Origin of the sequence: Catellatospora chokoriensis (assembly GCF_011297315.1) — a bacterium.
In the GTDB taxonomy this organism is placed as follows: Bacteria; Actinomycetota; Actinomycetes; order Mycobacteriales; family Micromonosporaceae; genus Catellatospora; species Catellatospora citrea.
On sequence record NZ_JAAOTI010000013.1, the window covers coordinates 220,510 to 246,408 of the forward strand.

Here is a 25,899-nt window from a genome sequence, read left to right on the forward strand (position 1 = left end):
AACCCCTCGAACGGAGCGCCCAGATGGGAACCCCTCTACTCGAACTGCGTGGGATCAACAAGAGCTTCGGCCCGGTGCAGGTGCTGCGGGACGTCGCTTTCACGGTCCACCCAGGCGAGGTAACCGCACTCGTCGGCGACAACGGCGCCGGCAAGTCAACGCTGGTCAAGTGCATCGGCGGTATCTACCCCATCGACTCAGGCGAATACCTGATGGAGGGTAAGCCCGTCCACGTGCACAACCCGCGCGACGCCGCGAGCCACGGCGTCGAGATCGTCTACCAGGATCTCGCTCTCTGCGACAACCTCGACATCGTCCAGAACATGTTCCTGGGCCGCGAGAAGAAGAGCGGCATGATCCTCGACGAGCCGACCATGGAGCAGCTCGCCCAGCAGACCCTGGCCGGCCTGTCCGTGCGTACCGTCAAGTCGGTGCGCCAGCAGGTGTCCAGCCTCTCCGGCGGCCAGCGGCAGACCGTGGCCATCGCCAAGGCCGTGCTCTGGAACAGCAAGCTGGTCATCCTCGACGAGCCGACCGCCGCCCTCGGCGTGGCGCAGACCCAGCAGGTGCTGGAGCTGGTCCGCCGCCTGGCCGACAACGGTCTGGCCGTTGTCCTGATCTCCCACAACATGAACGACGTGTTCGCTGTCTCCGACCGGATCGCCGCGCTCTACCTGGGCCGGATGGCGGCCCAGGTGAAGACGTCGGACGTCACCCACTCGCAGGTGGTCGAGCTGATCACCTCCGGCCGCAGCGGCACGCTGGGCCTCGTCGAGGAAGGAGCCGCAGCGTGAGCGCCACCACCACGAACCCCTACGAGACCGGGGAGAAGGCCGCGGTCCCGGTCAAGGACGACGGCGGGCTCTGGGCATACCTGCGCAGCTACGGCCAGCGGGTCCGCGGCGGCGACATGGGCGCGCTGCCGGCCGTGCTCGGCATCATCGTGCTGACGATCGTCTTCTCGGCCGCCCGGCCCTCCTTCCTCACCCCGTTGAACTTCGCCAACCTGCTGACGCAGGCGGGCCCGATCGTCGTGCTCGGCATGGGCCTGGTCTTCGTGCTGCTGCTCGGCGAGATCGACCTCAGCGCCGGCTTCGCGTCGGGCGTCTGCGCCGCGGTGCTCGCGATCATGCTGACCACGAACGGCTACCCCTGGTACGTCGGGGTGGCCGCGGCGATCGCCACCGGTGTCGTGATCGGCCTGCTGCTGGGCTTCCTGGTGGCCAAGGTCGGCATCCCCTCCTTCGTGGTCACCCTCGCCGGGTTCCTGGCCTTCCAGGGCACGGTGCTGTGGCTGCTCAAGGAGGGCACCAACATCTCGGTCCGCGACGAGGTCATCATCTCGCTGGAGAACGAGTACATGCCGCCGATGGTCGGCTGGGCCCTGGGCGGCCTGACCGTGCTCGGCTTCGCCGCCACGCAGCTGATCCAGCAGCGCAACCGCCGCCGCCGCGGCCTGCCCGCGATGCTGTGGCAGGTCGTCGCCTTCCGGGTGGTCGGCCTCGCGGTCCTGGTGGGCGTCGCGGTCTCCGTGCTGAACGAGGAGCGCAGCCGCAACGCGCTGTTCTCGCTCAAGGGTGTGCCGATCGTGGTGCCCGTGATCGGCGTGCTCCTGCTGCTGTGGACGTTCGTGCTGCGCCGCACCGCCTTCGGCCGCCACATCTACGCCGTCGGCGGCAACCGCGAGGCGGCCCGCCGGGCCGGTATCGCGGTGGACCGCATCCGCATCTCCGCGTTCGTCATCTGCTCCGCGATGGCGGCGGTCAGCGGCATCCTGGCCGCCAGCATGGCGCGCTCCGTCGACCCGAACACCGGCGGCTCGAACGTGCTGCTGTACGGCGTCGCCGCGGCGGTCATCGGCGGCACCAGCCTCTTCGGCGGCAAGGGCCGCGTGCTCGACGCGGTGCTCGGCGGCCTGGTGATCACAATGATCATCAACGGCATGGGCCTGGTCGGCTGGAGTTCGGCGTACAAGTACGTCGCCACCGGCGTCGTGCTGCTGCTGGCGGCGAGCGTGGATGCTTTCTCGCGCAGGCGTTCCGCCGCGAGCAGCTGAACCGACGTACGCCTGTCTACGGGAGAATCATGCGAGCGGGACCGAGCCAGGAGGAGATCCGGCGGCAGAACCTCGGCGCGTTGCTGCGGTTCGTGCACGTGCGCGGCTCTATCTCCCGTGCCGAGCTCACCTCCGAACTCGGTCTCAACCGCTCCACCATCGGCGCCCTCACCGCTGACCTGGCCGCTGTCGGCCTGGTCAGCGAGGAGGCGCCGCGGGAGACCGGCCGCGCCGGCCGCCCGTCACTGGTGGTGCGCCCCTCCTCCGAACTGGTCTACTCCTACGCCGCGAGCGTGGAGGTGGACCGGATCCGGGTGGCCCGGGTCGGGCTGGGCGGCGTCATCCTCGACCAGCGGGAGGCGCCGCGCCCGCGCGGCGAGGCCATCGAAGCGGTTCGCCCCGTCGCGGAGTTCGTCGCGCAGATGTCCGAGCAGGTGAAGCCGCAGGCGCGGTGCATCGGGGCCGGCATCGCCGTGTGCGGGCTGGTCCGCCGCGAGGACGGCCTGGTCCGGCTCGGCCCGCACCTGGGCTGGCTGGACGAGCCGCTCGGGCACGCCCTGCAGGACCGGCTGCCCGACCTGCTGCCGCAGGTCGTCGTCGGCAACGTGGCGGACCTGTGCGCGCTGGCCGAGCACACCCGCGGCGTCGCCGTGGGCTGCGACAACATCATCTACATGTACGGCGACGTCGGCGTCGGCGCGGGCATCATCGCCGGCGGTCGCCGGGTCACCGGGCACGGCGGATACGGCGGCGAGGTCGGCCACATGGTGGTCAACCCGCACGGCCGTCCCTGCGGCTGCGGCTCCCGCGGCTGCTGGGAGACCGAGATCGGTGAGCACGCGCTGCTGCACGCCGCCGGGCGCGACACCGCGCAGGGCAGCGACGCGGTGCTGGCCGTCGTCGACGCGGCCGCACGCGGCGATGCCACCGCCCAGGTCGCGGTGCGCCAGGTCGGCGACTGGCTCGGCTTCGGCGTGGCCAACCTGGTCAACATCTTCAACCCGGAACTGGTCATCTTCGGCGGCACGCTGCGCGATGTGTACCTGGCCGCGGCGGCGCAGGTGCGCAGCCGCCTGAACAGCATCGGCCTGCCCGCCACCCGCGAGCACGTCCGGCTGCGCACGCCCAAGCTGGGCGGGGACGCGGCCCTGCTGGGCGCGGCGGAACTCGCCTTCGAGCAGTTGCTGGCCGACCCGCTGGGGTGAATACCGGCCGGTAGCCCCGAACCATCCAGCACAATGGATGGTTGTGCCGGCCCCTTTCCCGCCCCGCCGTCTGCCCGGCCTCGCCGACGCGCCCCACGCGATCCCCTACCAGGGCAGCAAGCGGCAGCTCGCGCACGCCATCGTGCCGCTGCTCCCGCCGGACACCGTCCGGCTGCTGGAGCCGTTCGCGGGGTCGGCCGCCGTCGCCATCGCCGCCCGGCACCTGCGCATCGGCGAGACCGCCGAGATCAGCGACGTGAACGAGCCGCTGATGCGGCTGTGGCAGCGGGTGCTGGCCGAGCCGCTGGCGCTGGCCGCCGACTACGAGCGGCTGTGGCACGAGCAGCTCAGCGACCCGAAGGCGTACTACGACGCGGTGCGCACCCGCTTCAACGAGACCCACGAGCCGCACTGCCTGCTCTACCTGCTCGCCCGCTGTGTCAAGGCGGCGGTGCGGTACAACCGCGAGGGCGGCTTCAACCAGGGCCCGGACCGTCGGCGGCTGGGTGCCCGCCCCGACGCGATGCGCGCCCGGCTGGCCGCCACCGCCCGGGTGCTGACAGGCTGCCGGGCGCACACCGCCGACTACGCCGACGTGCTGAGCCGGGCGCTACCCGGGGACGTGGTCTACCTCGACCCTCCCTACCAGGGCGTGAGCCAGGCCCGGGACCACCGATACATGGCCGGGCTGCCGCGCGAGGCGTTCGTGACCCGGCTGCGCGAGGCGGTCGGGCGGGGCACGTCGTTCCTGCTGTCGTACGACGGACTGTCCCGCGAGGGCAGCACCGGCGAACGCAGCTACGGCGACCCGCTCCCCGCCGACCTGGGCCTGCTCCACCTGCACCTGGACGCCGGCACGTCCTCACAGGGCACCCTGAACGGCCGCCCCGCGCGCACGATCGAGTCCCTCTACCTCTCCCCCGCCCTGGCCACCCGCCTCGGCGGCCCCGAAGCGGTCCACGCGATCCTCCGCCCACCGTCGGAGGCGCCCACCGCCGCGCGCTTCCGCACGCCTCACCCCCAATAGACGCTGGCCTATGACATCGAATCCGATCCACGTTTTTTCGATGTCATAGGCCAGCGTCCATGCGAAACCGGCGCGAGGTGGCGGGCCGACCGCGGTCAGGATTGCCAGGAGCGCCAGAGGGCGGCGTAGGAGCCGTCGGCGGCGACGAGTTCGTCGTGGGAGCCGAGTTCGGCGATGCGGCCGTCCTCGACCACGGCGACCCGGTCGGCGTCGTGCGCCGAGAACAGCCGGTGCGCGATGGCGATCACCGTGCGCCCGTCCAGCACCGCCGCCAGCGAGCGTTCCAGGTGCCGGGCCGCGCGCGGGTCGATCAGCGAGGTGGCCTCGTCCAGCACCAGCGTGTGCGGATCGGCCAGCACGAGACGGGCCAGCGCGAGCTGCTGGGCCTGCGCGGGCGAGATCTCGTGCCGCCCGCCGCCGACCTCGGTGTCGAGGCCCTCGGGCAGCTCGTCGACCCAGTCCAGGGCGTCCACCGCGGCCAGCGCCTCGCGCAGCCGCGCCTCGGACGCGTCCGGCCGGGCCAGCGCCAGGTTGTCGCGCAGCGTGCCGACGAAGACGTGGTGCTCCTGGGTGACCAGCGCGACGTGGCCGCGCAGCTCCTCCAGCGGCAGCTCGACCAGCGGCGCGCCGCCGACGGCGACGGTGCCGGTGCGCGGGCCGTCGATGCCGGCCAGCAGGCGGCCCAGGGTCGACTTGCCTGCCCCGGACGGGCCCACCATGGCCAGCCGCTCGCCGGGCGCGATGGACAGGTCCACGCCGTGCAGCACATCGCGGCCCGCGGTGTACGCGTAGCGCACGTCGGTCGCGGTGAGCCGCTCCGAGTCGGGCCGCACGCCGGTGACCTCGCGGTCGTCGGCGATCTCGGCCACGCCCAGCAGCCGGGCCAGCGACGTCGCGCCGACCTGCAGCTCGTCGGCCCAGCCGAGGAGCCGGTCGATCGGCTCGATCAGCTGCTGCACGTAGAACACGGCCGTGACGACCAGTGCCAGCGGCACCCAGCCCTGGATGTAGAACCAGCCGCCCAGGAACAGCGTCGCCGCCACCGGCAACGTGAAGCCCAGGTCAACGACCGGCCAGAAGAAGGTGCGCAGCCGCAGCGTGCCCCGCTCGGCCCGGTACTGCTCGCGCAGGTCGTGGTCGGTGCGCGCGATCCGGCGCGCGCCGGTGCGCAGCGCCTCGGTGGTGCGCGCGCCGTCGAAGGTCTCCGTCAGCCCGTCGATGACCTCGGAGGAGGCCGCGTTCTCGCGCAGGTACGCCTTGGGCGCGCGGCGCAGGTACCAGCGGGCGCCGCCGACGATGATCGGCGCGCCGATCAGGCAGGGCAGCGCCAGCAGCGGGGACAGCCAGACCAGCGCGGCCGCCGTCAGCACGAGCGTGATCAGGGCGATCAGCGTCTCCGGCACGCCGCGGCGCATGCTGTGCGACAGTTGCGCGACATCCCGGCTGGTACGCGTGACGAGGTCGCCGGTGCCCGCCCGCTCCACCGTGGACAGCGGGATGGCCAGCACCCGGTCGACGAACTCCTCGCGCAGCTCGGCCAGCACCCGCTCGCCCAGCGTCGCCGAGGCGAACGCGGCGAACCGGGTCAGCACGGCCTGCACCAGCACGAACGTCACCAGCGCGAGGGCGATGCCGTCGACGGCCGACAGCGTCATGCCGTGCTCGATGCCGCCGATGAGCTTGCCCAGCAGGTATGGCGTGACCAGGCCCGCCAGCGCGGCGAGCCCGTGCAGCACCACCACCCGGGCGAGCGCGCCGGGGTGCCGGCCGAGCAGTTGCCGGGCATACCGGCGCACCGCGACCGCATCCGCGACCGGCAGCTGCACCCTGCTCATGCCTTCTCCTCGCTGCGCTCGTCGGCGGCATCACGAAGGGTCATGATTCGCTCGCTCACGCGTCCACGCTCCTCGTCACCACGGCGCGGTAGCGGGGTTCGCCCGCCAGCAGCTCGCGGTGGGCGCCCTCGGCGATGACCTTGCCGTCGTCGACGAAGACGACGTGATCGGCCTGGTCCAGCAGCAGCGGGCTGGTGCTGGTGAGCAGCGTCGTACGGCCCTGGCGGGCGGGGCCGATGCGGCGCGCGATACGGGCCTCGGTGTGCGCGTCGACGGCGCTGGTCGGCTCGACCATGATCAGGATCGGTGCGTCGGCCAGCAGCGCGCGGGCCAGCCGCAGGCGCTGCTGCTGCCCGCCGGAGAACTCCCGGCCACGCTCGGCGACGAACGCGGCGAGCCCGTCCGGCAGCGCGTCGAGGACCTCCTCGGCGCTGGCCGCGCGCAGCGCCGCCAGGATCTGCTCGTCACTCGCCGTCCCCGCCGGGTCCAGCTCCTCGCGCAGCGGGCCGCTGAACAGCCGGGCGTTGTTGTCCGCGACCAGGATGCGCCCCCGCACCTCGTCCCGGGTCGCGGCCGACAGCGGCACCTCCCCGAGGGTCACCTCGCCCTCGGTGTACCGGCCGAGCCGGTCGGCGATCTCGATGGCGTCCTCGGGCCGGTCCGCGGCCAGCACGGTCAGCACGCCGGGCCGCAGGGTCAGGCCGGACTTCACGTCCACCAGCGCGCCGTGCTCGGGCAGCGCCTGCGGGGCTGCCGGGGCGGCGATCTCCGGCTCCAGCCGCAGCACCTTGAGCACCCGGCCCGCCGAGACGTGGCCGCGCGTCATCTTCTCCAGCATCTCCGCGAGCGTGCGCAGCGGCATGATCAGGAACGCGGCGTACCCGTAGAAGCTGGCCAGCTCGCCGGGCTGGATCTCGCCGCCGACCGCGAGCCGCGCGCCGAGCCAGGTGACCAGGGCCAGGAACAGTCCGGGCATCAGCACCTGGATCGACTCCAGCAGGGAGTCGATGCGCGCCGCCCGCACCCCGGCCTCGCGCAGCTGCTGCGACTGGGTCCGGTAGCGGTCGGCGAAGACCTGCTCGCCGCCGATGCCGCGCAGCACGCGCAGGCCGGCGACGATGTCCACGGCCCGGCCGGTGAGCGCGCCCTGCTGGTCGCGATACGCCTGCTGGCGACGGTGCAGCGGCTTGATGAGCAGGCTGACCACGGCCATCTGCACGGGCACGCCGAGCAGCACCACCAGGCCGAGCTTGACCGACGCGGTCAGCAGGATGACGGTGACGGTGACCAGGCTGACGATCGCGGCCGAGCCGCGCGCGGTGATGTCGAGCGCGTTGCCGATGTGGCTGGTGTCGGCGGCGCCGATGGCGACGACCTCGCCGGTGGCCATGCGCTTGGGCAGCGTCGCGCCGAGGCGGTTGGCGTGCCGCACCACGGCCTGCACGGTGCGGAAGTTCGCCGACATCCAGTTGAACACCGCGTTGCGGTGGCGCATGATGCCGCTGCCCGCCTGCACCAGCCCCAGCAGCAGGAACGCCCCGGCCCAGCGGGCCAGGGCGGAGGTGTCCTTGGTGGTGATGCCGGCGTCGATCGCCTTGCCGATGACCATGGGTATCAGCGCGCCCACCAGCATCCAGGTAATGCCGAAGAACATGCCGAAGCTGAGGGTCCGGAACTGGTGCGAGGCCAGCCACCACAGATACCGGGTGGCTGACCTGCTGTCGGGAGTGCCGGGATCGGCCAGAGGTAAGGAACGCATAGCGCGGCTGAACTTACTAGGCCGCCCTGTCGAGCGCCAGCGGTTTTCCCGGCATTCAGGCAGCCAGCAGCCCCGGCAGGTCACCCAGACGGTGGATGGTCTCCCCGGTCCAGTGCGGATCGCTGTCGGCGTGCTCGACCGTGCGCACCACCCGCATGCCCAGCGCCGCGGCGGCCGCGAGCTCGCCCCCGTGCCCGTCGCCGACGAAGACGCACTCCTGCGGCGTGACCCCCAGGTCGCCGCAGACCTTGAGGAACAGCACCGGGTCGGGCTTGGTCACCCCGAGCAGGCAGGAGAAGCCCGCGACGTCGAAGCGCGGCGCCAGCGGCTGCTCCCGCCACAGCGTCACGGTCTCCGTCGAGCAGTTGGTGACCAGCCCCAGCGGGTGCCCCGCCGCGCGCAGCCCGTCCAGCACCGACAGCACGGCGGCCGAGGGCCAGAGCAGCTCGCGGGTGAACCGCAGCCGGGCCACCTCCGCGAACCGCACGCCCGTGTCCGTCGGCTCGCCCCCCAGCCGGTAGGCCAGCGTGCGGATGGTCTCGCCCAGCGTGCCGAACTCGCCGCGCATGCGGGCCTGCACCGTGCCCCGGAACAGGGTGGCGAACCGGTCCGGATCCACACCCAGCGCCCCGGCCATCTGTCGGCTGACCTCGTCGCGCTGCGCCGACGTCCGATCCGGGATCAGGGTCTGGTAGAGGTCGAACAGGATCGCGCCACGCCGACGCGCCCTCCGGATGTCCAGCACGCGCAGAGGTTACCGGAGTATGGGACGCGCACGGCACCTCCGCACGGCCCGTAAATCGTCACGGGCGCTCGGTTTCCGACCACACCGTCCGGTCGGCCTGCTCCTGCGGCGACAGCCCCTGCGGCCCGGTGAACGGACGCAGGTAACGCCGCTGGAGGCCGGGCACCCCGTCGGCGATCACGAAACTCGCCTTGCGCTGGGCGGGCGCTCCGGCGCGGTGCACGTACGGCAGGGTCATGAAGTCCGCGGTCAGCTCGGCGGGCCCGACGGTGGCCCGCACGTAGCCGCGCTGGCCGTTGTACAGGTGCAGGTGCTTGTTGTGGGCCAGGAACGGGTGCGTCGCCGGGTCCGAGTCGAGCCCGTCGCCGCCCGTGGTCAGCGAGGTGCAGATCAGCTCCGAACCCACCACCGGCGCATGCGGGTCGGCGAAGTCCAGCTTCACGTCGGCTGCCCAGTGCGCGTGCACGTCCCCGGTGAGCACGACCGCGTTGCGCACCTTCGCGTCGAGCCAGCCCTGCACCACCCGCTGCCGCGAGGCCGCGTACCCGTCCCAGGCGTCCTGGCTCGTGCTCAGCGCCGGCCCCGGATCCCGGTCGCGCTGCGCGAAGAAGACCTGCTGGGCCAGGACGTCCCAGGTGGCGCCGCTGCGGCGGAACCCGTCGAGCAGCCACTTCTCCTGCGCCGCGCCGAGGATGGAGCGGGCCGGATCGGCCGCCGCCGGGCAGTCCCGGTAGCCGTCGCCGCAGCCCTGGTCGTCGCGGTACTGGCGGGTGTCGAGCAGGTGGAAGGTGGCCAGGCTGCCCCAGTGCACGCGGCGGTGCAGCGGCAGCGCCGTGCCGCGCGGCTGCCGGGCGTTGCGCAGCGGCATGTTCTCCCAGTACGCCCGCATCGCCGCGGTGCGCCGCTGCGCGAAGCGCGGGTTCGGCCGCTCCGGCACCGGGCCCGCCCAGTTGTTGTCCACCTCGTGGTCGTCGAAGACCACCGCCCACGGCGCGACCGCGTGCGCCGCCTGCAGGTCCGGGTCCAGCTTGTACTGCGCGAACCGCTGCCGGTAGTGCGCCAGCGTCTGCGTCTCCGGGCCGGCGTGGTCGCGCACGTTGCCGCTCGGCGCGTTGTAGACGTGGGCCGCGTACTCGTACACGTAGTCGCCCAGGTGCACGATCAGCTCCGGCTCGGACTCCGCGATGCGGCGGTAACCGGTGAAGAAGCCGTGCTCGTACTGCGCGCAGGACAGGAACGCCAGCCCGAGGGCAGTCGGCAGCGAGGCCCGGGCCGGCGCGGTGCGGGTGCGCCCGACGGGTGAGGTCCAGCGGTCCACGCCGAAGCGGTAGAAGTACTCCCGGCCGGGCTCCAGGCCCTGCGGCTCGACGTGCACGCTGTGCGCCCAGGACGGCTCCGCCCAGGTCATGCCGGACGCGGCCGGCCGGGTGAAGCGCTGGTCGTGGGCGACCTGCCACCAGACCTCGTACGCCCGGTCGGCCATGCCCCCGCGACCGTCCTCGGCCATCGGCGCCACCGCCAGCCTGGTCCAGATCACGAAGCCGTCCGGGGACGGATCCCCCGAGGCCACCCCCAGCGTGAACGGATCGGTCGCCGGGCCCTCCGCGCTCGCCGGCCGCCCGAACAACCCGGCGACGACAGCAGCGCCGCCACCCACCAGCACACCCCGACGAGAAACCACGCGCACCCCACCTGGCCAGGGGGTGACCCCCATAGTCACCGGCCACGCCACCACCGGCCGCACGCCACGCCGCCGCCTTGTCAAGATCGGCGCTTGGTGTCACTTGCCGCGGTGAGACCGCAGTTCTTGACACGGGACAGCGATCATCGCGGGGAGCGGGGAGCCGGTCGGCGGGTCAGCGGTCGACGGGGGCGAAATCCCAGACGTGGGGCGAGCGGGCGGCCAGGCCCTCGGGCGGGTCGGCCAGCGGGCGGGGCTCGCCGCGCCAGCGCGAGATCACCACGACGCGCAGGTCGGTGGAGGAGAACACCTCGCTCGCGATGTGCAGCGGCTCCACCTCCAGCCGCGGCACCGCCTCGTCGCAGACCCAGGCCAGCAGATCCGTGAAGGTACGCGGATACGCGCGCACCTCCCACATACGCACGATCACGTCGTCGCCCTCAGCACCGGGCAAAGCTACACCCCGACAAGCGTGAGCGGCATCGCGGAGTCGGCCGCGAAGTCCAGCTTGGACGGTGCGTTCCCGGCGGCGACCAGATGCGACCCGAGTGCGGCGACCATGGCCCCGTTGTCGGTGCACAGCTTGGGCCGCGGCACGCGCACGGTGATGCCGAACTGCGCCGCGCGCTCGGCCGCCATCGCCTTCAGCCGCGAGTTCGCCGCCACGCCGCCACCGATGACCAGCGTCTCGATGCCCTGGCTCCGGCAGGCGTCGATCGCCTTGCGGACCAGCACGTCGCAGACCGCGTCCTGGAAGCTCGCCGCCACGTCGTTGACCGGCACGGGCTCGCCCGAACGCTCCCGCGCCTCGACCCAGCGCGCCACGGCGGTCTTCAACCCGGAGAAGGAGAAGTCGAACCGGTGCTCGACCAGGTCTTTCGGCCCGGTGAGGCCGCGCGGGAAGGTGATCGCCAGCGGGTCGCCGTCGCGGGCCGCCCGGTCGATCGGCGGGCCGCCCGGGAACGGCATGCCCAGCAGCCGGGCCACCTTGTCGAAGGCCTCACCGGCCGCGTCGTCGATGGTCGCGCCGAGCGGGGTCACGCCGCGGGCCAGGTCGTCGACCCGCAGCAGCGACGAGTGCCCACCCGAGACCAGCAGCGCGATCGCGGGCTCCGGCAGCGGGCCGTGCTCGAGGGTGTCCACCGCGACGTGGGCCGCGAGGTGGTTCACGCCGTAGATCGGCTTCTCGGTGGCCAACGCCAGGCCCTTGGCCCCGGCGACGCCGACCAGCAGCGCCCCGGCCAGGCCGGGCCCGGCGGTGACGGCGATGGCGTCGATGTCGGCCAGGGTCACCCCGGCCTCGTCCAGCGCCCGGTGCAGCGTCGGCACCAGTGCCTGCAGGTGCGCGCGGCTGGCCACCTCCGGCACCACCCCGCCGAAGCGGGCGTGCTCGTCCACGCTCGACGCCAGCGCGTCGGCCAGCAGGGTGTGCCCCCGCACAATGCCCACGCCGGTCTCGTCGCAGCTGCTCTCGATCCCCAGAACCAGGGGTTCGCTGGTGCTCACGCCTTCTCCTCGCTGCGCTCGCGCACGCCTTCTTCTCGCCGCATCACCAGTGCGTCGGTGTTGCTCGGCTGGTAGTAGCCCTTGCGGATGCCGATCACCTCGAAGCCGTAGCCGGCATACAGCCGCTGCGCGGCCGCGTTGTCCGACGCGACCTCCAACAGCACCTGCTTGACCTGGTGCCGGCGGCCCTCGGCGAGCAGCGCCTCCAGCAGCGCCCGGCCGATGCCGCGCCGCTGGGCGTCCCGGCGCACCGCGATGTTGTTGACCCAGCCCTCGCCCTGGCCCACGGCCAGGCCGGCGTAGCCGAGCACGGTGCCGTCGTCCTCGGTGGCGATCAGGTAATGGTGGCCGTTGGCCAGCTCGTTCCAGAACATCGCGGCGGTCCACGCCTCCGCGCCGAACAGGTCGGCCTCGACCGGCAGCAGATCCTCGATCTGCCACCAGCGCAGCCGCTCGATCTTCATCGCTCGCTCGCGGACAGCGCGGGCTTGCGGGCGGACGGTTCGACCGCGTCCGGCCGGCGCAGGTAGAGCGGCGTCAGCGGCTCGCTCGGAGCGCCGTCGCGCACGCGCTGCGCGGCGAGTTCCACGATCGCCGACGGCTCCGGGTAGAGCGCGGCACCGGCGGGCAGGCCGAGCACGTCGGCGTACTTCGCCGCGCCCTCGCCCACCGCGGCGGTCACCGCGAACTCGGCCAGCCGCGGCGCGACGTCGGCGGGCTTGTCCACGGCGGGGCCGGTCAGCGGGCTGCCGTCGGCGTACACCGCCCAGTAGACCTCGCGCCGCCGCGCGTCGGTCGCCACCAGCGCCCGGCCCGCGGTGCGCAGACCGAGCGCGTCCAGCGTGCAGACGCCGTACGCCGGGATGTTCAGCACCATGGTCAGCGAGGCTGCCGTCACCAGGCCCACGCGCAGCCCGGTGAACGGGCCCGGCCCGACCCCGGCGACCACCGCGGCCAGGTCGCGGGGTTTGACCCCGGCCTCGGCCAGCAGCTCGTCGATCTGCGGAGCGAGCAGCTCCCCGTGCGCCCGACCGTCCACCGTCGCCCGCTGCGCCAACACGGCGTGCCCGGACGGCTGGACCTCGGCCAACGCCGCCGTCACCGCAGGCGTAGCGGTATCCAACACCAGCACCAACACGCCCCCCACCCTACTGTGCCACCCCAGCCACCCTGATGATCATGAACTTGTGGCGCGGTTCGGCGGCGTGTCGTTGACATACCTTCATGATCGACTTTGAAGGGGCGCGCGCCGCATCAGGTGGGACCGGGCGCGGCCCTCGGGGGTCCGCCGCGTACTGCTGGGTAGGCTGGGACTCATGTGGCAGGCCGACGCTCAGTCCCAGGTCGTGGTGGACCTCGACGCGATCCGTGCCAACGTGCGCACGCTGCGGTCGAACACCCCCGCCGAGGTCATGGCGGTGGTCAAGGCCGACGGTTACGGGCACGGCATGGTCGCCTCGGCGCGGGCCGCGCTGTCCGGCGGCGCGACCTGGCTCGGCGTCTGCACCCTGGACGAGGCGTTCGGGCTGCGCGAAGCGGGCCTGGTCACACCGGTGCTGGCCTGGCTGTGGCTGCCCGGCCAGCCGGTCGGCCGGGCGATCGGGTGTGACGTGGACCTCAGCGTGGCCAGCCTGTCGCAGCTCGCGGCGGTCACCGCCGGCGCGCGTGAGGCGGGGCGGGCCGCGCGGATCCACCTCAAAATCGACACCGGGCTGTCCCGCAGCGGCGCGGCCGCGCCGGAGTGGCCGCAGCTCGTCGAGGCCGCGAGCAAGGCCCAGGCCGACGGATACGCCGAGGTCATCGGCGTGTGGAGCCACTTCGCCTGCGCCGACGCGCCCGGCCACGAGACCGTCGACCGTCAGCTGGCCGGCTTCGCCGACGCCCTCGACGTCGCCAAGCGCCTCGGCGTCGAGCCGCAGCTGCGCCACATGGCCAACTCCGCGGCGACGCTCACCCGGCCCGACACCCACTTCGACCTGGTCCGCCCCGGCATCGCCATGTACGGCCTGTCGCCGCTGGACAACCCCGCGGTGCGCGCCACGCTGCGCCCGGCGATGACCGCCCGCGCCCGGGTGCTGCTGGCCAAGCGCGTGCCCGCCGGCCAGGGCGTCTCCTACGGGCACACCTACGTCACGCAGCGGGCGTCCACCGTCGCGCTGGTGCCGCTCGGCTACGCCGACGGGGTGCCGCGGCACGCCTCCAACCTGGGCCCGGTGCTGCTCAACGGCGGCCGGTACACCGTCGCCGGGCGGGTCTGCATGGACCAGTTCGTGGTCGACGTCGGCGACGCCGAGGTCGCCGAGGGCGACGAGGTGGTGCTGTTCGGGCCCGGTGACGGCGGCGAGCCCACCGCCGACGACTGGGCCGAGGCCGTCGGCACCATCAACTACGAGATCGTGACGCGCTTCGGCAGCGCCCGGGTGCCGCGGATCTACCGCGGTGATGCCGCGTGAGCGAGCGTCACCCGCGGCCGCACCCGGCCGGGCACGGCAGGCACATCGACGGGGTGATCTCGTGAGCGACGCGGTGGCCGAGGACAAGGCCGTGGCCAAGGACAAACCCGCGGCGGGTACGCGCCGCAAGGCCGGGCTGATCGGCGCCGTCATCGGTGTCGCCGCGGCCGGTGTCGCCGCGGGCGTCGCCGTCGAGCGGCTGGTCGTCAAGCGCACCCGGCGCCAGGACACCGACCCGTTCGCCGACGAGCCGTTCGGCCGGCTGCCCTACGACGAGACGCTGACCGTCACCACCGACGACGGCGTACAGCTGCACGTGGAGATCGTCGAGCCGGTGGACGGGATCGCGGTCGAGTTCGGCAAGCCCGGCCCGCCCGAGCCGACCATCATCTTCGTCCACGGCTTCTGCCTCGACCAGGGCACCTTCCACTTCCAGCGCAAGGCCCTGGACGCCCTCGGCGAGCACCGGATGGTCTTCTACGACCAGCCCGGCCACGGCCTGTCCAGCGCCCTGCACGAGGGCGAGTACGAGCTGCCCGCGCTCGGCGACGCCCTCTACGACGTCATCAAGGCCACCACCCCGGTCGGCCCGATCGTCCTGGTCGGCCACTCGATGGGCGGCATGGCCATCATGGCCTGCGCCGAGCAGCACCCGGACCTGTTCGCCGACCGCGTCGCCGGGGCCGTGCTCATCGCCACCTCGGGCGGCCAGCTCGACGGCGTCAGTTACGGCAACCTGCCCGAGATCCTCAACCGCACCAGCGGGCCGCTGCTCGCCCTGCTCACCGGCGCGGCCCGGTTCACCGGCCCGATGATCGACAAGGCCCGGCAGGCCAGCACCGACCTCGCCTGGCTGCTGACCCGGCGGTACGGCTTCGGCGGCGACCAGCCCAGCCCCGCGCTGGTGTCGTACGTGGAGCAGATGAACTCGCGCACCACCACCGAGACCGTCGCCCGCTACCTGCGCACCATCAACAGCCACGCCCGCTACCCGGCCCTGCGCGCCCTGAACCAGGTGCCCGTCATGGTCGTCGTCGGCGACGCCGACCTGATCACGCCGGTGTCCCACTCCGAGGAGATCTGCCGGCTGCTGCCCCACGCGAAGCTGGTGCTGATCCCCGACAGCGGCCACGTGGTGATGCTGGAGCACGCCGACGAGGTCAACCAGGCGCTCATCACCTTCCTGGACGAGCTGGAGCTTCTATGATCCTCAAGACCGTCGACGACACCCGTGACTTCGGCGCCCGGCTGGCGGCCGTGCTGCGCGCGGGTGACCTGCTCGTGCTGAGCGGCCCGCTCGGCGCCGGCAAGACCGCGCTGGCCCAGGGCATCGGGCGCGGGCTGCGGGTGCGGGGCGACGTCACCTCGCCGACGTTCGTCATCGCCCGGGTGCACCGCCCCGACCCGGCGGCGGGCGGCACGGTGCCGATGGTGCACGTCGACGCGTACCGGCTGGGCAACGTCACCGACCCCCGAGCCCAGGTGGACGATCTGGACCTGGACGCGTCCGTCGAGGACTCGGTGACCCTGGTCGAGTGGGGCGAGGGCATGGTCGAACAACTCGCCGACGCCTACCTCGAGGTCCGCATCGACCGCCGCGACGACGACGCCCGCGTGGTCGAGCTGATCGGCCACGCCGGCGACTGGCCCACCCGCATCACCGCCCTCCCCGAGGCCACCGCCACCCACCCCTGAACCGCGCCATGCCGTGACGGCTCTGCAGTTTCGGGGAAACTGCACGAACCCACCGGCTCGTAGCTGCACTTTCCCTGAAATTGCAAGGGCGCCCGGGGGTACGGGGTCAGCGGGCGCGCCAGCCGCGGGCGCGGAGGGCGGCACGGACTTCGGCAGTGAAGGCGTCGAGGTCGTCTCGTAGGCGTTGTGCGGTCAGGTGAAGGACGATCCAGTCCTGGCCGACCAGTCGGTGGAGTCGCTGCCGGTCGCGGTGGAACTGACCCGCTTCCGCGTGCCAGACACCGTCGTACTCGACCGCGACGCGATACTCCGGCCAGGCCAGATCGACGCGTGCGACAAAGCGGCCGCGATCTTCGATGACGTGCTGGGTGACCGGCCGCGGCATCCCGCCCAGCACCAGGGCGACCCGTGTCCGGGACTCCGGTGGCGACTCGGCACCCGGATCGGCGAGGCCGACCACACGGACGAAGCGCTTCCCGCCCCGCCGCCCGGAGCGGGTAAGCGCATACCGCTCCAGCTCGGCCGGTTTGACCACGCCCCTGCCGAGCAGCGAGTCGATCAGCGCGACGGCCTCGGTGAGCTCGCACCATTGCGCCAGATCCCAGCAGGTACGCAGCGGAGTGGTGACGCGTAGCCCGCCATGTGTCACCAACTCGGCTGCATCGACCTCTGCCGTGTGCACGCGGAGTCCCCGAACCGGCCCGAATCTGGCCGGCGGTGGCGTCACCACCTCTACCGGATCATCCTCGCGCGGCACCGGCCCGCCATAGTGCGCCACCGCAGACCGCCCGGCGACGGCAGCCGCCGGGGGCAGCAACCACCGAGTGGCGGCCTCGCACCGGGCCAGGTGCGAAACGTCCATCCGAGCGTCGGCATAGACGCCGCGAAACACCGGCCGCCAAGCGGCGCTACGCAGCTCCCCGAGCGTGACGACACCCCGCTCGAGCGCTTCCCGCGCGGAGAAGATCCTGTTCACCAGCTGACGCGGCCGCCGCGGAATCCGAGACACCCGCACACCCTGCCCCAAACCCCCAAACCTCGCTCCGCCCCTTGTGGATAACCCTCCTCGCGGCCGCAGTTTCGGGGAAACTGCACGAACTCCCACCCGAATTACTGCAGTTTCCCCGAAACTGCAGTGCCGTCGAGTGGGCGCGTTCGGTAGGGGCGGGGTGGGTGTGGGTCAGGTGGGGCGGACGGGGGCGGTGCCGGTGAGGGTGCGGGTGAGGGAGGCTACGGCGGCGCGCAGGGAGGCAGCGACGTCGACGGCGGTGACCGGGCCGGATTCGGCGGCGATGCGGCCGGCCAGGCCGTGCACGTAGGCCGCCGCGACCGCCGCGCGGATCGCCGGCAGTCCGGCTGCGAGCAGGGAGCCGAGCAGGCCGGACAGCACGTCGCCGGTGCCGCCGGTGGCGAGCACGGGTGTGCCGGTCGGGTTGACCCAGGCCTCGCCGGACGGTCCGGCCACGACGGTGCGGTCGCCCTTGAGCAGCACCACCGAGCGGGTCCACGAGGCGAGCTTCTGGGCGGCGGCGACCCGGTCCTCGCCGGGGTCCGATCCGGCGAGCCGGGCGTACTCCCGGTCGTGCGGGGTGAGCACGGTCGGCGCGTCGCGGCGGCGCAGCTCACCGGCCATCGAGCCGTCGACCAGCAGGGTGATCGCGTCGGCGTCGAGCAGCGCGGGCACCGGCGCGGCCAGCACGGCGCGCACCTCGCCCGCGGCCCGCTCGTCGGTGCCCAGGCCGCTGCCGCAGACCCAGGCCTGCACCCGGCCCGCCTCGGCCACCCGCGGCGCGGCGATGACGCTGGGGTGCGCCGGCACCACGAGCTCGTGTGCCGACCCGGCATACCGGACCAGCCCGGCGGGTCCGGCCAGCGCGCCGGACAGGGAGAGCAGGGCAGCGCCGGGATAGCCGGCCGAACCGGTCGCCACGCCGACGACGCCACGGGTGTACTTGTCCGAGATCGGCCCGGGGTGCGGCCACCAGGCGGCGATGTCGGCGGTGTCGGCGACGCGCAGTGCCGGGTCGCCGACCAGGTGCGGGACCAGCCCGATGTCGACGAGTTCGACCTGCCCGGCCAGCACCGCGGCCGGGCCGACCACGTGTGCGGGTTTGAGGCAGCCGAAGGCGACGGTGACGTCGGCGCGGATCGCGACACCGGGCACGTCGCCGGTGTCCACGGCGACCCCGGAGGGCACGTCGACCGCGATCACGGGCGGGCGCGGGGCCTGCGCGGCGAGCTGCTCGGCCAGGGTCAGCGCGGTGCCGCGCAGCGCGCCGGTCGCACCGATGCCGAGCAGTCCGTCGACGACCAGGTCGATGCGCTTCGGCCAGTCGGTCAGCACCCGGCCGCCCGCACCGCGCAGCGCGGCCAGGCCCTCGGCGTGCGCACGGGCCGGATCGCTCAGCAGCGCGCCGACCTGGACGCCCTGCCGCGCGAGCAGCGCCCCGGCGTACAGCGCGTCACCGCCGTTGTCGCCGGGGCCGACCAGGAGCACGACCCGGGAGGCGTACACCCCGGCCCGCCCGCGCAGGGTGACCGCGCAGCGGCGGGCGAGCCCCGCGGCCGCGCGCTGCATCAGCGTGCCCGCGGGCAGCATCGTCATCAGCGCGGACTCGGCGGCCCGTACCTGTGCCACCCGGTGGACCGGCCTCATGCGGCGACTCCGTTCCGCTCGTCTGCGCCTGAGTGTCGTCTGCCCCGGCCGCCGTCCGTGCCCGAATCCGGGAGGACCGCCGCGCCGGACCCGGCCGGCGCACGAACCGCAGTCGAGGCCGGATCGCCGCAGGCCGGGGCGAACGGCCGGGCCGGGCCCGGCGTGCGGTCCGCGCTCACCGGCCCGCCTCGGCGATGACCATGGCGGCGGCGATGCCGCCGTCGTGCGACAGGGACAGGTGCCAGCGCTCGATGCCGCGTTCGGCGGCGACCGCGGCGACGGTGCCGGAGACGGTCAGCCAGGGGCGTCCGTCGGCGTCGACGACGATCTCGCAGTCGTGCCACTGCATGCCGGCCGGCGCGCCCAGCGCCTTGGCGACGGCCTCCTTGGCCGCGAACCGGGCCGCCAGCGACTCGGGCGAGCGCGGGTTGCCGCTGCGCGTGGTGCGCTCGGCCTCGGTGAACAGGCGCTCGGTCAGCTGCGGGGTGCGCCGCAGCGCCTGTGCGAAGCGGTCGACCAGGACGACGTCGTTGCCCACCGAGACAATCACGTGTTGACCTTAAGGTCTCAGGTGTGGATCTGGTACTTCGCTCCGGGAACGTGTACGGGTCGCCGGGCGCGACCGCCGTGGCGGTGGACCGCGGCGTGATCGTCGCCGTCGGCCCCGACGACGCGGTGGGAGAGCTGGTCACGGCGCGTACCGAGGTGGTCGACCTGGCCGGCCGGCTGCTGCTGCCGGGCTTCCAGGACGCGCACGTGCACCCGGTCTTCGCCGGGTTGAATCTGCTGCGCTGCGAGCTGACCGAGCAGCACGACGCGGCGGCCTACCTGGGCGAGGTCGCGCGGTATGCCGGGGCGCATCCCGACCAGGCGTGGGTGATGGGCGCGGGCTGGTCCTACGACGCCTTCGGCGGCGGCCAGCCGGACCGGGCCATGCTCGACCGGGTGGTCCCGGACCGCCCGGTCTACCTCGCGGTGCGCGACGCGCACAGTGCCTGGTGCAACTCCCGCGCGCTGGAGCTGGCCGGGATCGACCGGCACACCCCCGACCCCGAGGGCGGCCGGATCGAGCGCGACGCCGACGGCGAGCCCACCGGGGTGCTGCACGAGAGCGCGATGGAGCTGGTCGGGGAGGTCGCGCCGCGACCGGACGCGGCCGAGATCCGGCGGGCCCTGCTGCTGGCCCAGGCGCGGCTGCACGCGTTGGGCGTGACCGCCTGGCAGGACGCGATCCTCGGCGACTATGGCGGCTGGCCGGACGCGTTCGAGGCGTACCTGGCCGCTGACGCCGAGGGGCTGCTCACCGCGCGGGTGCGCGGCGCGCTGTGGTGGGAGCCGTCGCGTGGCCTGGAGCAGCTCGACGAGCTGCGGGCACGCCGGGAGCGGGCGCGGACCGCGGGCGGGCCGAACTTCCGCGCCGAGACCGTGAAGATCATGCAGGACGGGGTGGCGGAGAACTTCACCGCCGCGATGATCGAGCCCTACCTGGACGGCTGCGGCTGCGCCACCGACCGCCGCGGCTTCTCCCGGGTCGACCCGGCACACCTGACCGAGGTGGTGTCGGCGCTGGACGCGGCCGGGTTCCAGGTCCACTTCCACGCCATCGGCGATCGCGCCACCCGCGAGGTGCTGGACGCGGTGCGGCCGGTCGCGGGCTCGCCGCTGCGCCACCACGTGGCCCACGTGCAGGTCGTGCATCCTGCCGACGTGCCGCGCTTCGGCCGGCTCGGGCTGACCGTGACCATGCAGGCGCTGTGGGCCGCGCACGAACCGGCGATGGACGAGCTGACCATCCCGTTCCTCGGGCCGGAGCGCACGACCTGGCAGTATCCGTTCGGCGCGGTGCGCAGCGCCGGGGGCCGGCTGGCCGCGGGCAGCGACTGGCCGGTGTCCGACCCCGACCCGATGCGCGCGATCCACGTGGCGGTGAACCGGGTCGGCTACCGGTTCGACGAGCCGCCGCTGGGCCCCGAGCAGGCGATCGACCTGGACTCGGCACTGGCGGCGTACACCGCGGGCTCGGCGTACGTGAACCACTTCGACGACGCCGGGCGTATCGCGCCGGGCCTGCGCGCGGACCTGACCGTGCTCGACCGGGACCCGTTCGCGGGGCCGCCCTCGGAGATCGGGGCCGCACACGCCGAGCTGACCTGGGTGGCCGGCCGGCTGGTCCACGGCGGCTGACCCGCCCCGGAGTTGTCCACAGGCCCTCTACCAGCACCGTCACCTGTGGACAAGGGCTGTGGACAACCTGTGGGCAACCCGGCCCCGAGTTATCCACAGGGCTGGCCGGAGGCGGGACGGGACAGGAAGCATCAACGGCATGGATGCCGAGAATCCTTCCGGGACAGTGCCCGAGACGGTGCACGTCGAGCCGGACGAGCTGATCAGATTGGGTGGCGGGCTGGCACGGCTGGCCGACGCGGTCGCGCGCGAGGTGCCGTACGCCAACGGGCTCACCAGCGGGCCGTCGGGCTGGGCCGTGAGCGGGGCGCAGGTCCGGCTGGCCCATGAGGTGGGCGCCCACCTGGCCGGCTTCTCCGACGACCTGGGCGTCTTCGGTGACCGGTTGTGCCTGGCCGGGGCGAGCTACGCCGACCGTGACTCAGGGCTGGCTCGCAAGATCGCCGCGCTGGGAACGCGCCGATGACCGTCTCGTACGCGATGCTGCTGGCGGCCGATCCGGCGCGCTGGGTCGACAGCGCGAGCGCCTGGCGGCGGCTGAGCCGCGCGCTGGACGACCACCACGACGACCTGGCGCACCGGCTCACCAGGCAGGAGCAGGTCTGGCACGGTGGCACCGCCGCCGTCGCGGCCCGCGAGTCCGGGGCGGCGCTGGTCCGGCGGCTCGCCACCGCGCCGCCCGCGCTGCTGGAGGTCGATCAGCTGCTGTGGCGGCACGCCGAACGGATCCGGCTGCTGCAGCGGCGGCTCGCCGCGGCGCTGTCCTCGGCGCACGGCACCGCCGTGCAGGTGACCGCGGACGGGCAGGTCAGCGTGGTCGTGCCGGACGCGCCACGGCCGGGACCGCCCGGGGTGGCCGGCGGTCACGGCAGCGTCCCGGCGGGGCCGGGCGGTGGCCGGGGCGCCGTCCTGGAAGGTGCCGGGCGGGGCGGCGTCCCGGCGGGAGCCGTCGGGTGGGCCGACGCCGCGACACGCGGCGGGGCGTCCGGAGGCCCGAGCTCAGGACGGGCTCCCGGCGCGTCCGACGTGGCGCTGGCGGTGCGGGTCGCGGCCGAGATCGACGCGGTGGTGCGGGAGGCCCGAGCGAGCGACGAGGACATCGCCCGACGCCTCACCGCGCTGGCCAAGGCAGCCGCGCAGGCGTGGTCCGGCACGCCCGTGCCGCTGCCCGCGACCGGCGCCCCGGCGGACGTCGCGCGCTGGTGGGCCGGGCTGACCGAGGCCGAGCGGGCCTGGCTGGTGGCGCTGCGGCCGGCGGAGCTCGGCAGGCTCGACGGGGTGCCCGCGGCGGTGCGCGACCGCGCCAACCGGGAACTGCTCGACCGGGAGCTGGACCGGCTGCGCGACGCCGTCGCGGCCCACCCGCCAGAGCCGGGTGCGCGGCAGCGGCTGACCGCGCTGACCGGCCTGGCCGAGCGGCTCGACCAGGGCCCGACCCGGTCCTACCTGCTGCGGCTGGACCCGGACGGGGACGGCCGGCTGGTGCTGGCCCTGGGCGACCCCGACGGCAGCGACAACGTGGCCACGTACGTGCCGGGCGTGGGTGCGTCGCTCGACCGCTTCGCGGGTGAGGTGGACCGGGCCGCGGCGGTGCAGGCTCGCGCAGCGGCCCTGGCCCCGGACGCCACCACGGCCACGGTGATGTGGCTGGGTTACGACCCGCCGGACGGCGTCGACGCGATGAGCGAGCGGGCCGCGCTGGCCGCCCGCGACGACCTGGGCTCGTTCCAGGCCGGGCTGGCCGCCGCGCACGAGGACGGTCCCGCGCGGCTCAGCCTGATCGGGCACTCGTACGGCAGTCTCGCGATCGGGGTGGCCGAGCGGGAAGGCACCGTGCTCGCCGACGAGATCGTCGCCCTGGGCAGCCCCGGGATGGGCGTGGACAGCGCCGCCGACCTCAGGCACCCGGGCCACGTGTGGGCGTCCACGACCGGCAACGACATCGTGCTGTACGCGTCCTCGAAGGGCGAGCTGGCGCTCGATGCGCTCGGCGGTCCCGCGTTCGTCCTCGCGGGTTCCGCGACGGACGCGGTAGTGCGCGGCAACGCCGATCTGTGGCACGGCGTCGACCCGTCGTCGGAGCAGTTCGGCGCGCGGGTGTTCACCACGGCCCGCGGCACCGACCCGTTCGACGCGCACGCCGCCTACTTCCACGAGGACAACCCGGCCCTGCAGAGCCTGGCCGAGATCGTCACCGGCGAGCACGGCACCGCCACCGGCACCGCACCGTGACCGGCCCTGCCCCGGGTGCGAGGCAGAACTGGGACGGCCCCGGCGGGCTGCCGTGACGGGCAGGCCACCGGGGCCGGGGCAGGTCGTGCGGGCTACTCGACCGTGACGGACTTGGCGAGGTTGCGCGGCTGGTCGACGTCGTGCCCGCGCGCGTCGGCGATCGCCGCGGCGAGCACCTGCAACGGCACCGTGGTCACGAACGGCGCCAGCAGCGTGGGCGTGCGGGGCACCCGCACCAGCACGTCGGCGTACGGGATGACCGCGTCGTCGCCCTCTTCGGCGATCACGATGGTGTGCGCGCCACGGGCCCGCACCTCCTGGATGTTGCTGACGATCTTGTCGTGCAGCAGGCCGCGACCTGCCGGCGACGGCACGATGCAGATCACGGGCGTGCCGTGGCCGACGGGGTTGCCCGACTCGTCGTCGGCGGGGCCGGCGATCAGCGCGATCGGGCCGTGCTTGAGCTCGCCCGCGGCGAAGCCCTCGGCGTGCATGTATGCCAGCTCCTTGAGCTTCAGCGCGCCCTCCAGCGCCACCGGGTAACCGACGTGGCGGCCGATGAACAGCACCGTGGACGCCTTGTTGTCGGCCAGCTCCCGGCCCAGCTCGCGGACCGGATCCATGCCGGCCAGCACCTTCTCGATCTTCGCGGGCATCTCCTGCAGCTGCGCCACGACCGCGGCCACCTCGTCGGCGTACTTCACGCCGCGCACCTGGGCCAGGTGCAGGCCGACCAGGAAGCAGGCGGCGAGCTGGGTCAGGAACGCCTTGGTCGAGGCGACGGCGATCTCGGGACCGCCGTGGGTGTAGAGCACGGCGTCGGACTCGCGCGGGATGGTGGAGCCGTTGGTGTTGCAGATGGCCAGCACCCGGGCCTTCTGCTCCTTGGCGTGCCGCAGCGCCATCAGGGTGTCCATGGTCTCGCCGGACTGGGAGATGACCACGACCAGCGTGGAGCGGTCGAGCACCGGGTCGCGGTAGCGGAACTCGCTGGCCAGCTCGACCTCGCACGGAATCCGCGTCCAGTGCTCGATGGCGTACTTGGCGACCAGGCCGGCGTGGTAGGAGGTGCCGCAGGAGACGATGAAGACCTTGTCCACGTCGCGCAGGTCCTGGTCGGTGAGCCGGACCTCGTCGAGCATGATCTCGCCGGTCTCGCCGATGCGGCCGCGCAGCGTGTCGGCCACGGCCTGCGGCTGCTCGGCGATCTCCTTGAGCATGAACCAGGCGTGGCCGTCCTTCTCGGCGGCACGCGCGTCCCAGTCGACGTGGTAGTCGCGGCCCTCGGCGGGGTTGCCGAAGAAGTCGGTGATCTCGATGGCGTCGGCGGTGATCAGCACGACCTGGTCCTGGCCCAGCTCGACCGCCTCGCGGGTGTGCTCGATGAACGCGCTGACGTCGCTGGCCAGGAAGTTCTCGCCGTTGCCGCGGCCCACCACGAGCGGGGAGTTGCGGCGCGCGCCGACCACCGCGCCGGGCGCCTGCGAGTCGACGGCCAGCAGGGTGAACGCGCCCTCCAGGCGGCCGCAGACCCGGCGCATCGCGTCGGCGAGCGCCTGCGGGCTGCCCGCGATGCCGGCCAGCTCGGCGGCCAGCAGGTGCGCGACGCACTCGGTGTCGGTGTCGCTGGCGAATTCGATGCCTTCGGCCTGCAATTCGGCCCGCAGCTTCGCGAAGTTCTCGATAATGCCGTTGTGGATCACCGCGATGCGGCCGTCGGTCGACAGGTGCGGGTGCGCGTTGCGATCGGTGGGACCGCCGTGGGTGGCCCAGCGGGTGTGACCGATGCCCGTGGTCCCCGCGCGCAGATCCGCCTCGGCGGCCTCGGCCAGCATCTTCTCCAGATTCGACAGCTTGCCGGCCTTCTTGGCCAGCAGCAGCCTGCTGTTCGCCAGCACGGCGACACCGGCGGAGTCGTAACCCCGGTATTCCAGCCGCCGCAGCCCGTCCAACACCACACCGAGCGCCTGCTGGCCGCCCACGTATCCCACGATCCCGCACATGCCCGTTACCTTAGCGGAGTTTCGCTCACATTGCATGTTCGGAACCCGGTCAATCACGCACAGGATTTGCTTGCAACCTGGACGGACCTCGGCCTGCCCGATTAGTGACGGATTGCTGCCACCGTGTGTCGCGGGTGAGCGCGGGGGGCCTACCATCCGCGGGTGAGCGAGCGGAGCGGGTCCCGGCCCGACGCGCCGCCTCCCCCGCCGACGATCGCAGCCAGGAGAAGAAGGCATGAGCTACCCCCCTCCGTACGACCCGAACCAGGCACAGCCGCCCGCGTACGACCCGAACCAGCCGTCGCCGCCCCCGTGGCAGCCCAACCAGCCGCCCGCCTACGGCACTCCCGCCTACGGCACCCCGGCCTACCAGCCCTCGCCGGTCCAGCCGCCGAAGAAGAGCAAGACCGGCCTGATCGTGGGCATCATCCTGGGCGTCGTGCTGCTGCTGTGCGCGGTCTGCGGCGTCGGCGGCTACTACCTCTTCTACAAGGCCGGTGAGGCGATCGAGGACCTGCCGAACATGATCCCCAGCGTCGGCGTGGCGACCGGTGACGCCACCGGCTCGCACTCGGTGCGCTACGCCGTCGAGGGCACCGGCCAGGCGCTGATCACGTACTCGGAGGGGCCGGGCAAGACGCAGAACGAGACGGTGACCCTGCCCTGGACGAAGAACTTCACGCTCAACACCGACTCGTTCGGCCTCTCGGTGATCGCCTTCCGCTCGCCGGGCGGCGACGCGAACGTGACCGGCTGCTCCATCTCCGTCGACGGCACCGAGCGGCAGAAGCGCGCCGGCTCGGGCTCGTCGGCGACCTGCGTCAGCGTGTTCGTGGGCGGCTGACACCGCAGAACGGATCAG

Annotated in this window: 23 protein-coding genes; 11 read left to right on the top strand and 12 right to left on the bottom strand. The window is 73.4% G+C overall.

Features of this window, described 5'->3' with window-relative positions:
- Window positions 1-23 precede the first annotated feature (23 nt).
- From HAV39_RS21040 to HAV39_RS21055, 4 genes are all read left to right on the top strand, one after another.
- Window positions 24-794 (top strand): ATP-binding cassette domain-containing protein, encoded by a 771-nt coding sequence (locus HAV39_RS21040; RefSeq protein WP_120317075.1) that lies wholly within the window; start codon window positions 24-26, stop codon window positions 792-794.
- Between the two features lie 116 nt (window positions 795-910).
- The gene (locus tag HAV39_RS21045; protein ID WP_191840943.1) at window positions 911-2,056 is read left to right on the top strand and encodes a sugar ABC transporter permease; all 1,146 of its coding nucleotides are present in this window, start codon (window positions 911-913) and stop codon (window positions 2,054-2,056) included.
- 29 nt (window positions 2,057-2,085) lie between these two features.
- Window positions 2,086-3,261 (top strand): ROK family transcriptional regulator, encoded by a 1,176-nt coding sequence (locus HAV39_RS21050; protein ID WP_191840878.1) that lies wholly within the window; start codon window positions 2,086-2,088, stop codon window positions 3,259-3,261.
- Between the two features lie 43 nt (window positions 3,262-3,304).
- Window positions 3,305-4,288, top strand: a complete 984-nt coding sequence (locus HAV39_RS21055) for a DNA adenine methylase (protein WP_191840879.1) — start codon at window positions 3,305-3,307, stop codon at window positions 4,286-4,288.
- Window positions 4,289-4,383: 95 nt separating this feature from the next.
- Here the strand turns inward: HAV39_RS21055 and HAV39_RS21060 are convergent, their stop codons facing one another.
- The 8 genes from HAV39_RS21060 to tsaB form a co-directional block, all read right to left on the bottom strand.
- Window positions 4,384-6,123: an ABC transporter ATP-binding protein gene (locus HAV39_RS21060; RefSeq protein ID WP_191840880.1), complete on the bottom strand. Its 1,740-nt coding sequence runs from the start codon at window positions 6,121-6,123 to the stop codon at window positions 4,384-4,386.
- A gap of 55 nt (window positions 6,124-6,178) precedes the next feature.
- The gene (locus tag HAV39_RS21065) at window positions 6,179-7,882 is read right to left on the bottom strand and encodes an ABC transporter transmembrane domain-containing protein (protein ID WP_191840881.1); all 1,704 of its coding nucleotides are present in this window, start codon (window positions 7,880-7,882) and stop codon (window positions 6,179-6,181) included.
- A 55-nt stretch (window positions 7,883-7,937) separates the two neighbouring features.
- Window positions 7,938-8,627 carry an HAD family hydrolase gene (locus tag HAV39_RS21070; RefSeq protein ID WP_191840882.1) on the bottom strand — a complete coding sequence of 230 codons (690 nt, stop codon included), beginning with the start codon at window positions 8,625-8,627 and terminating at the stop codon, window positions 7,938-7,940.
- 58 nt (window positions 8,628-8,685) lie between these two features.
- On the bottom strand, window positions 8,686-10,341 hold the full coding sequence (locus tag HAV39_RS21075; protein ID WP_191840944.1) for an alkaline phosphatase D family protein: 1,656 nt from the start codon (window positions 10,339-10,341) through the stop codon (window positions 8,686-8,688).
- A gap of 142 nt (window positions 10,342-10,483) precedes the next feature.
- A complete protein-coding gene (locus tag HAV39_RS21080; protein ID WP_191840883.1) occupies window positions 10,484-10,738 on the bottom strand; it encodes a hypothetical protein in 255 nt (84 codons plus the stop codon).
- Between the two features lie 26 nt (window positions 10,739-10,764).
- Entirely contained in the window at window positions 10,765-11,814 is a 1,050-nt protein-coding gene (tsaD, locus tag HAV39_RS21085) for a tRNA (adenosine(37)-N6)-threonylcarbamoyltransferase complex transferase subunit TsaD (protein ID WP_191840884.1), read from the bottom strand.
- On the bottom strand, window positions 11,811-12,278 hold the full coding sequence (gene rimI, locus HAV39_RS21090) for a ribosomal protein S18-alanine N-acetyltransferase (protein ID WP_191840885.1): 468 nt from the start codon (window positions 12,276-12,278) through the stop codon (window positions 11,811-11,813). The genes tsaD and rimI overlap by 4 nt, the downstream gene beginning before the upstream one ends.
- Window positions 12,275-12,952 carry a tRNA (adenosine(37)-N6)-threonylcarbamoyltransferase complex dimerization subunit type 1 TsaB gene (tsaB, locus tag HAV39_RS21095; protein WP_191840886.1) on the bottom strand — a complete coding sequence of 226 codons (678 nt, stop codon included), beginning with the start codon at window positions 12,950-12,952 and terminating at the stop codon, window positions 12,275-12,277. The genes rimI and tsaB overlap by 4 nt, the downstream gene beginning before the upstream one ends.
- A gap of 178 nt (window positions 12,953-13,130) precedes the next feature.
- On the opposite strand from tsaB, the gene alr reads away from it, so the two are divergent.
- The 3 genes from alr (at window position 13,131) to tsaE (ending at window position 15,962) form a co-directional block, all read left to right on the top strand.
- Window positions 13,131-14,267, top strand: a complete 1,137-nt coding sequence (gene alr, locus HAV39_RS21100; protein WP_191840887.1) for an alanine racemase — start codon at window positions 13,131-13,133, stop codon at window positions 14,265-14,267.
- A gap of 61 nt (window positions 14,268-14,328) precedes the next feature.
- Complete coding sequence (locus HAV39_RS21105) at window positions 14,329-15,474, top strand: alpha/beta fold hydrolase (RefSeq protein WP_373311773.1); 1,146 nt, start codon at window positions 14,329-14,331, stop codon at window positions 15,472-15,474.
- Complete coding sequence (gene tsaE / locus HAV39_RS21110; RefSeq protein WP_191840889.1) at window positions 15,471-15,962, top strand: tRNA (adenosine(37)-N6)-threonylcarbamoyltransferase complex ATPase subunit type 1 TsaE; 492 nt, start codon at window positions 15,471-15,473, stop codon at window positions 15,960-15,962. Before HAV39_RS21105 ends, tsaE begins: the two co-directional genes overlap by 4 nt.
- A 106-nt stretch (window positions 15,963-16,068) precedes the next feature.
- Here tsaE and HAV39_RS21115 read toward each other — a convergent pair whose 3' ends face one another.
- The 3 genes from HAV39_RS21115 to HAV39_RS21125 form a co-directional block, all read right to left on the bottom strand.
- Window positions 16,069-16,938 (bottom strand): endonuclease domain-containing protein, encoded by an 870-nt coding sequence (locus HAV39_RS21115; protein WP_191840890.1) that lies wholly within the window; start codon window positions 16,936-16,938, stop codon window positions 16,069-16,071.
- A 204-nt stretch (window positions 16,939-17,142) separates the two neighbouring features.
- Entirely contained in the window at window positions 17,143-18,618 is a 1,476-nt protein-coding gene (locus tag HAV39_RS21120; protein WP_191840891.1) for an NAD(P)H-hydrate dehydratase, read from the bottom strand.
- A gap of 175 nt (window positions 18,619-18,793) precedes the next feature.
- The gene (locus HAV39_RS21125) at window positions 18,794-19,168 is read right to left on the bottom strand and encodes a holo-ACP synthase (RefSeq protein WP_155391391.1); all 375 of its coding nucleotides are present in this window, start codon (window positions 19,166-19,168) and stop codon (window positions 18,794-18,796) included.
- Between the two features lie 23 nt (window positions 19,169-19,191).
- Between HAV39_RS21125 and HAV39_RS21130 the strand changes: the two genes are divergently transcribed.
- The 3 genes from HAV39_RS21130 to HAV39_RS21140 all read left to right on the top strand — a co-directional run bounded on the left by HAV39_RS21130 (window position 19,192) and on the right by HAV39_RS21140 (window position 23,034).
- Window positions 19,192-20,802, top strand: a complete 1,611-nt coding sequence (locus tag HAV39_RS21130) for an amidohydrolase (RefSeq protein WP_191840892.1) — start codon at window positions 19,192-19,194, stop codon at window positions 20,800-20,802.
- 139 nt (window positions 20,803-20,941) lie between these two features.
- Window positions 20,942-21,268, top strand: coding sequence for a hypothetical protein (locus tag HAV39_RS21135; RefSeq protein ID WP_191840893.1), 327 nt, complete (start codon window positions 20,942-20,944; stop codon window positions 21,266-21,268).
- Entirely contained in the window at window positions 21,265-23,034 is a 1,770-nt protein-coding gene (locus HAV39_RS21140; RefSeq protein WP_191840894.1) for an alpha/beta hydrolase, read from the top strand. Before HAV39_RS21135 ends, HAV39_RS21140 begins: the two co-directional genes overlap by 4 nt.
- A 92-nt stretch (window positions 23,035-23,126) precedes the next feature.
- On the opposite strand, the gene glmS is transcribed toward HAV39_RS21140, so the two are convergent.
- The gene (gene glmS / locus HAV39_RS21145; protein ID WP_191840895.1) at window positions 23,127-25,037 is read right to left on the bottom strand and encodes a glutamine--fructose-6-phosphate transaminase (isomerizing); all 1,911 of its coding nucleotides are present in this window, start codon (window positions 25,035-25,037) and stop codon (window positions 23,127-23,129) included.
- 235 nt (window positions 25,038-25,272) lie between these two features.
- Here glmS and HAV39_RS21150 point away from each other — a divergent pair, with 235 nt between their 5' ends.
- Window positions 25,273-25,881, top strand: a complete 609-nt coding sequence (locus HAV39_RS21150) for an MmpS family transport accessory protein (protein ID WP_191840896.1) — start codon at window positions 25,273-25,275, stop codon at window positions 25,879-25,881.
- The last annotated feature ends 18 nt before the right edge of the window (window positions 25,882-25,899 follow it).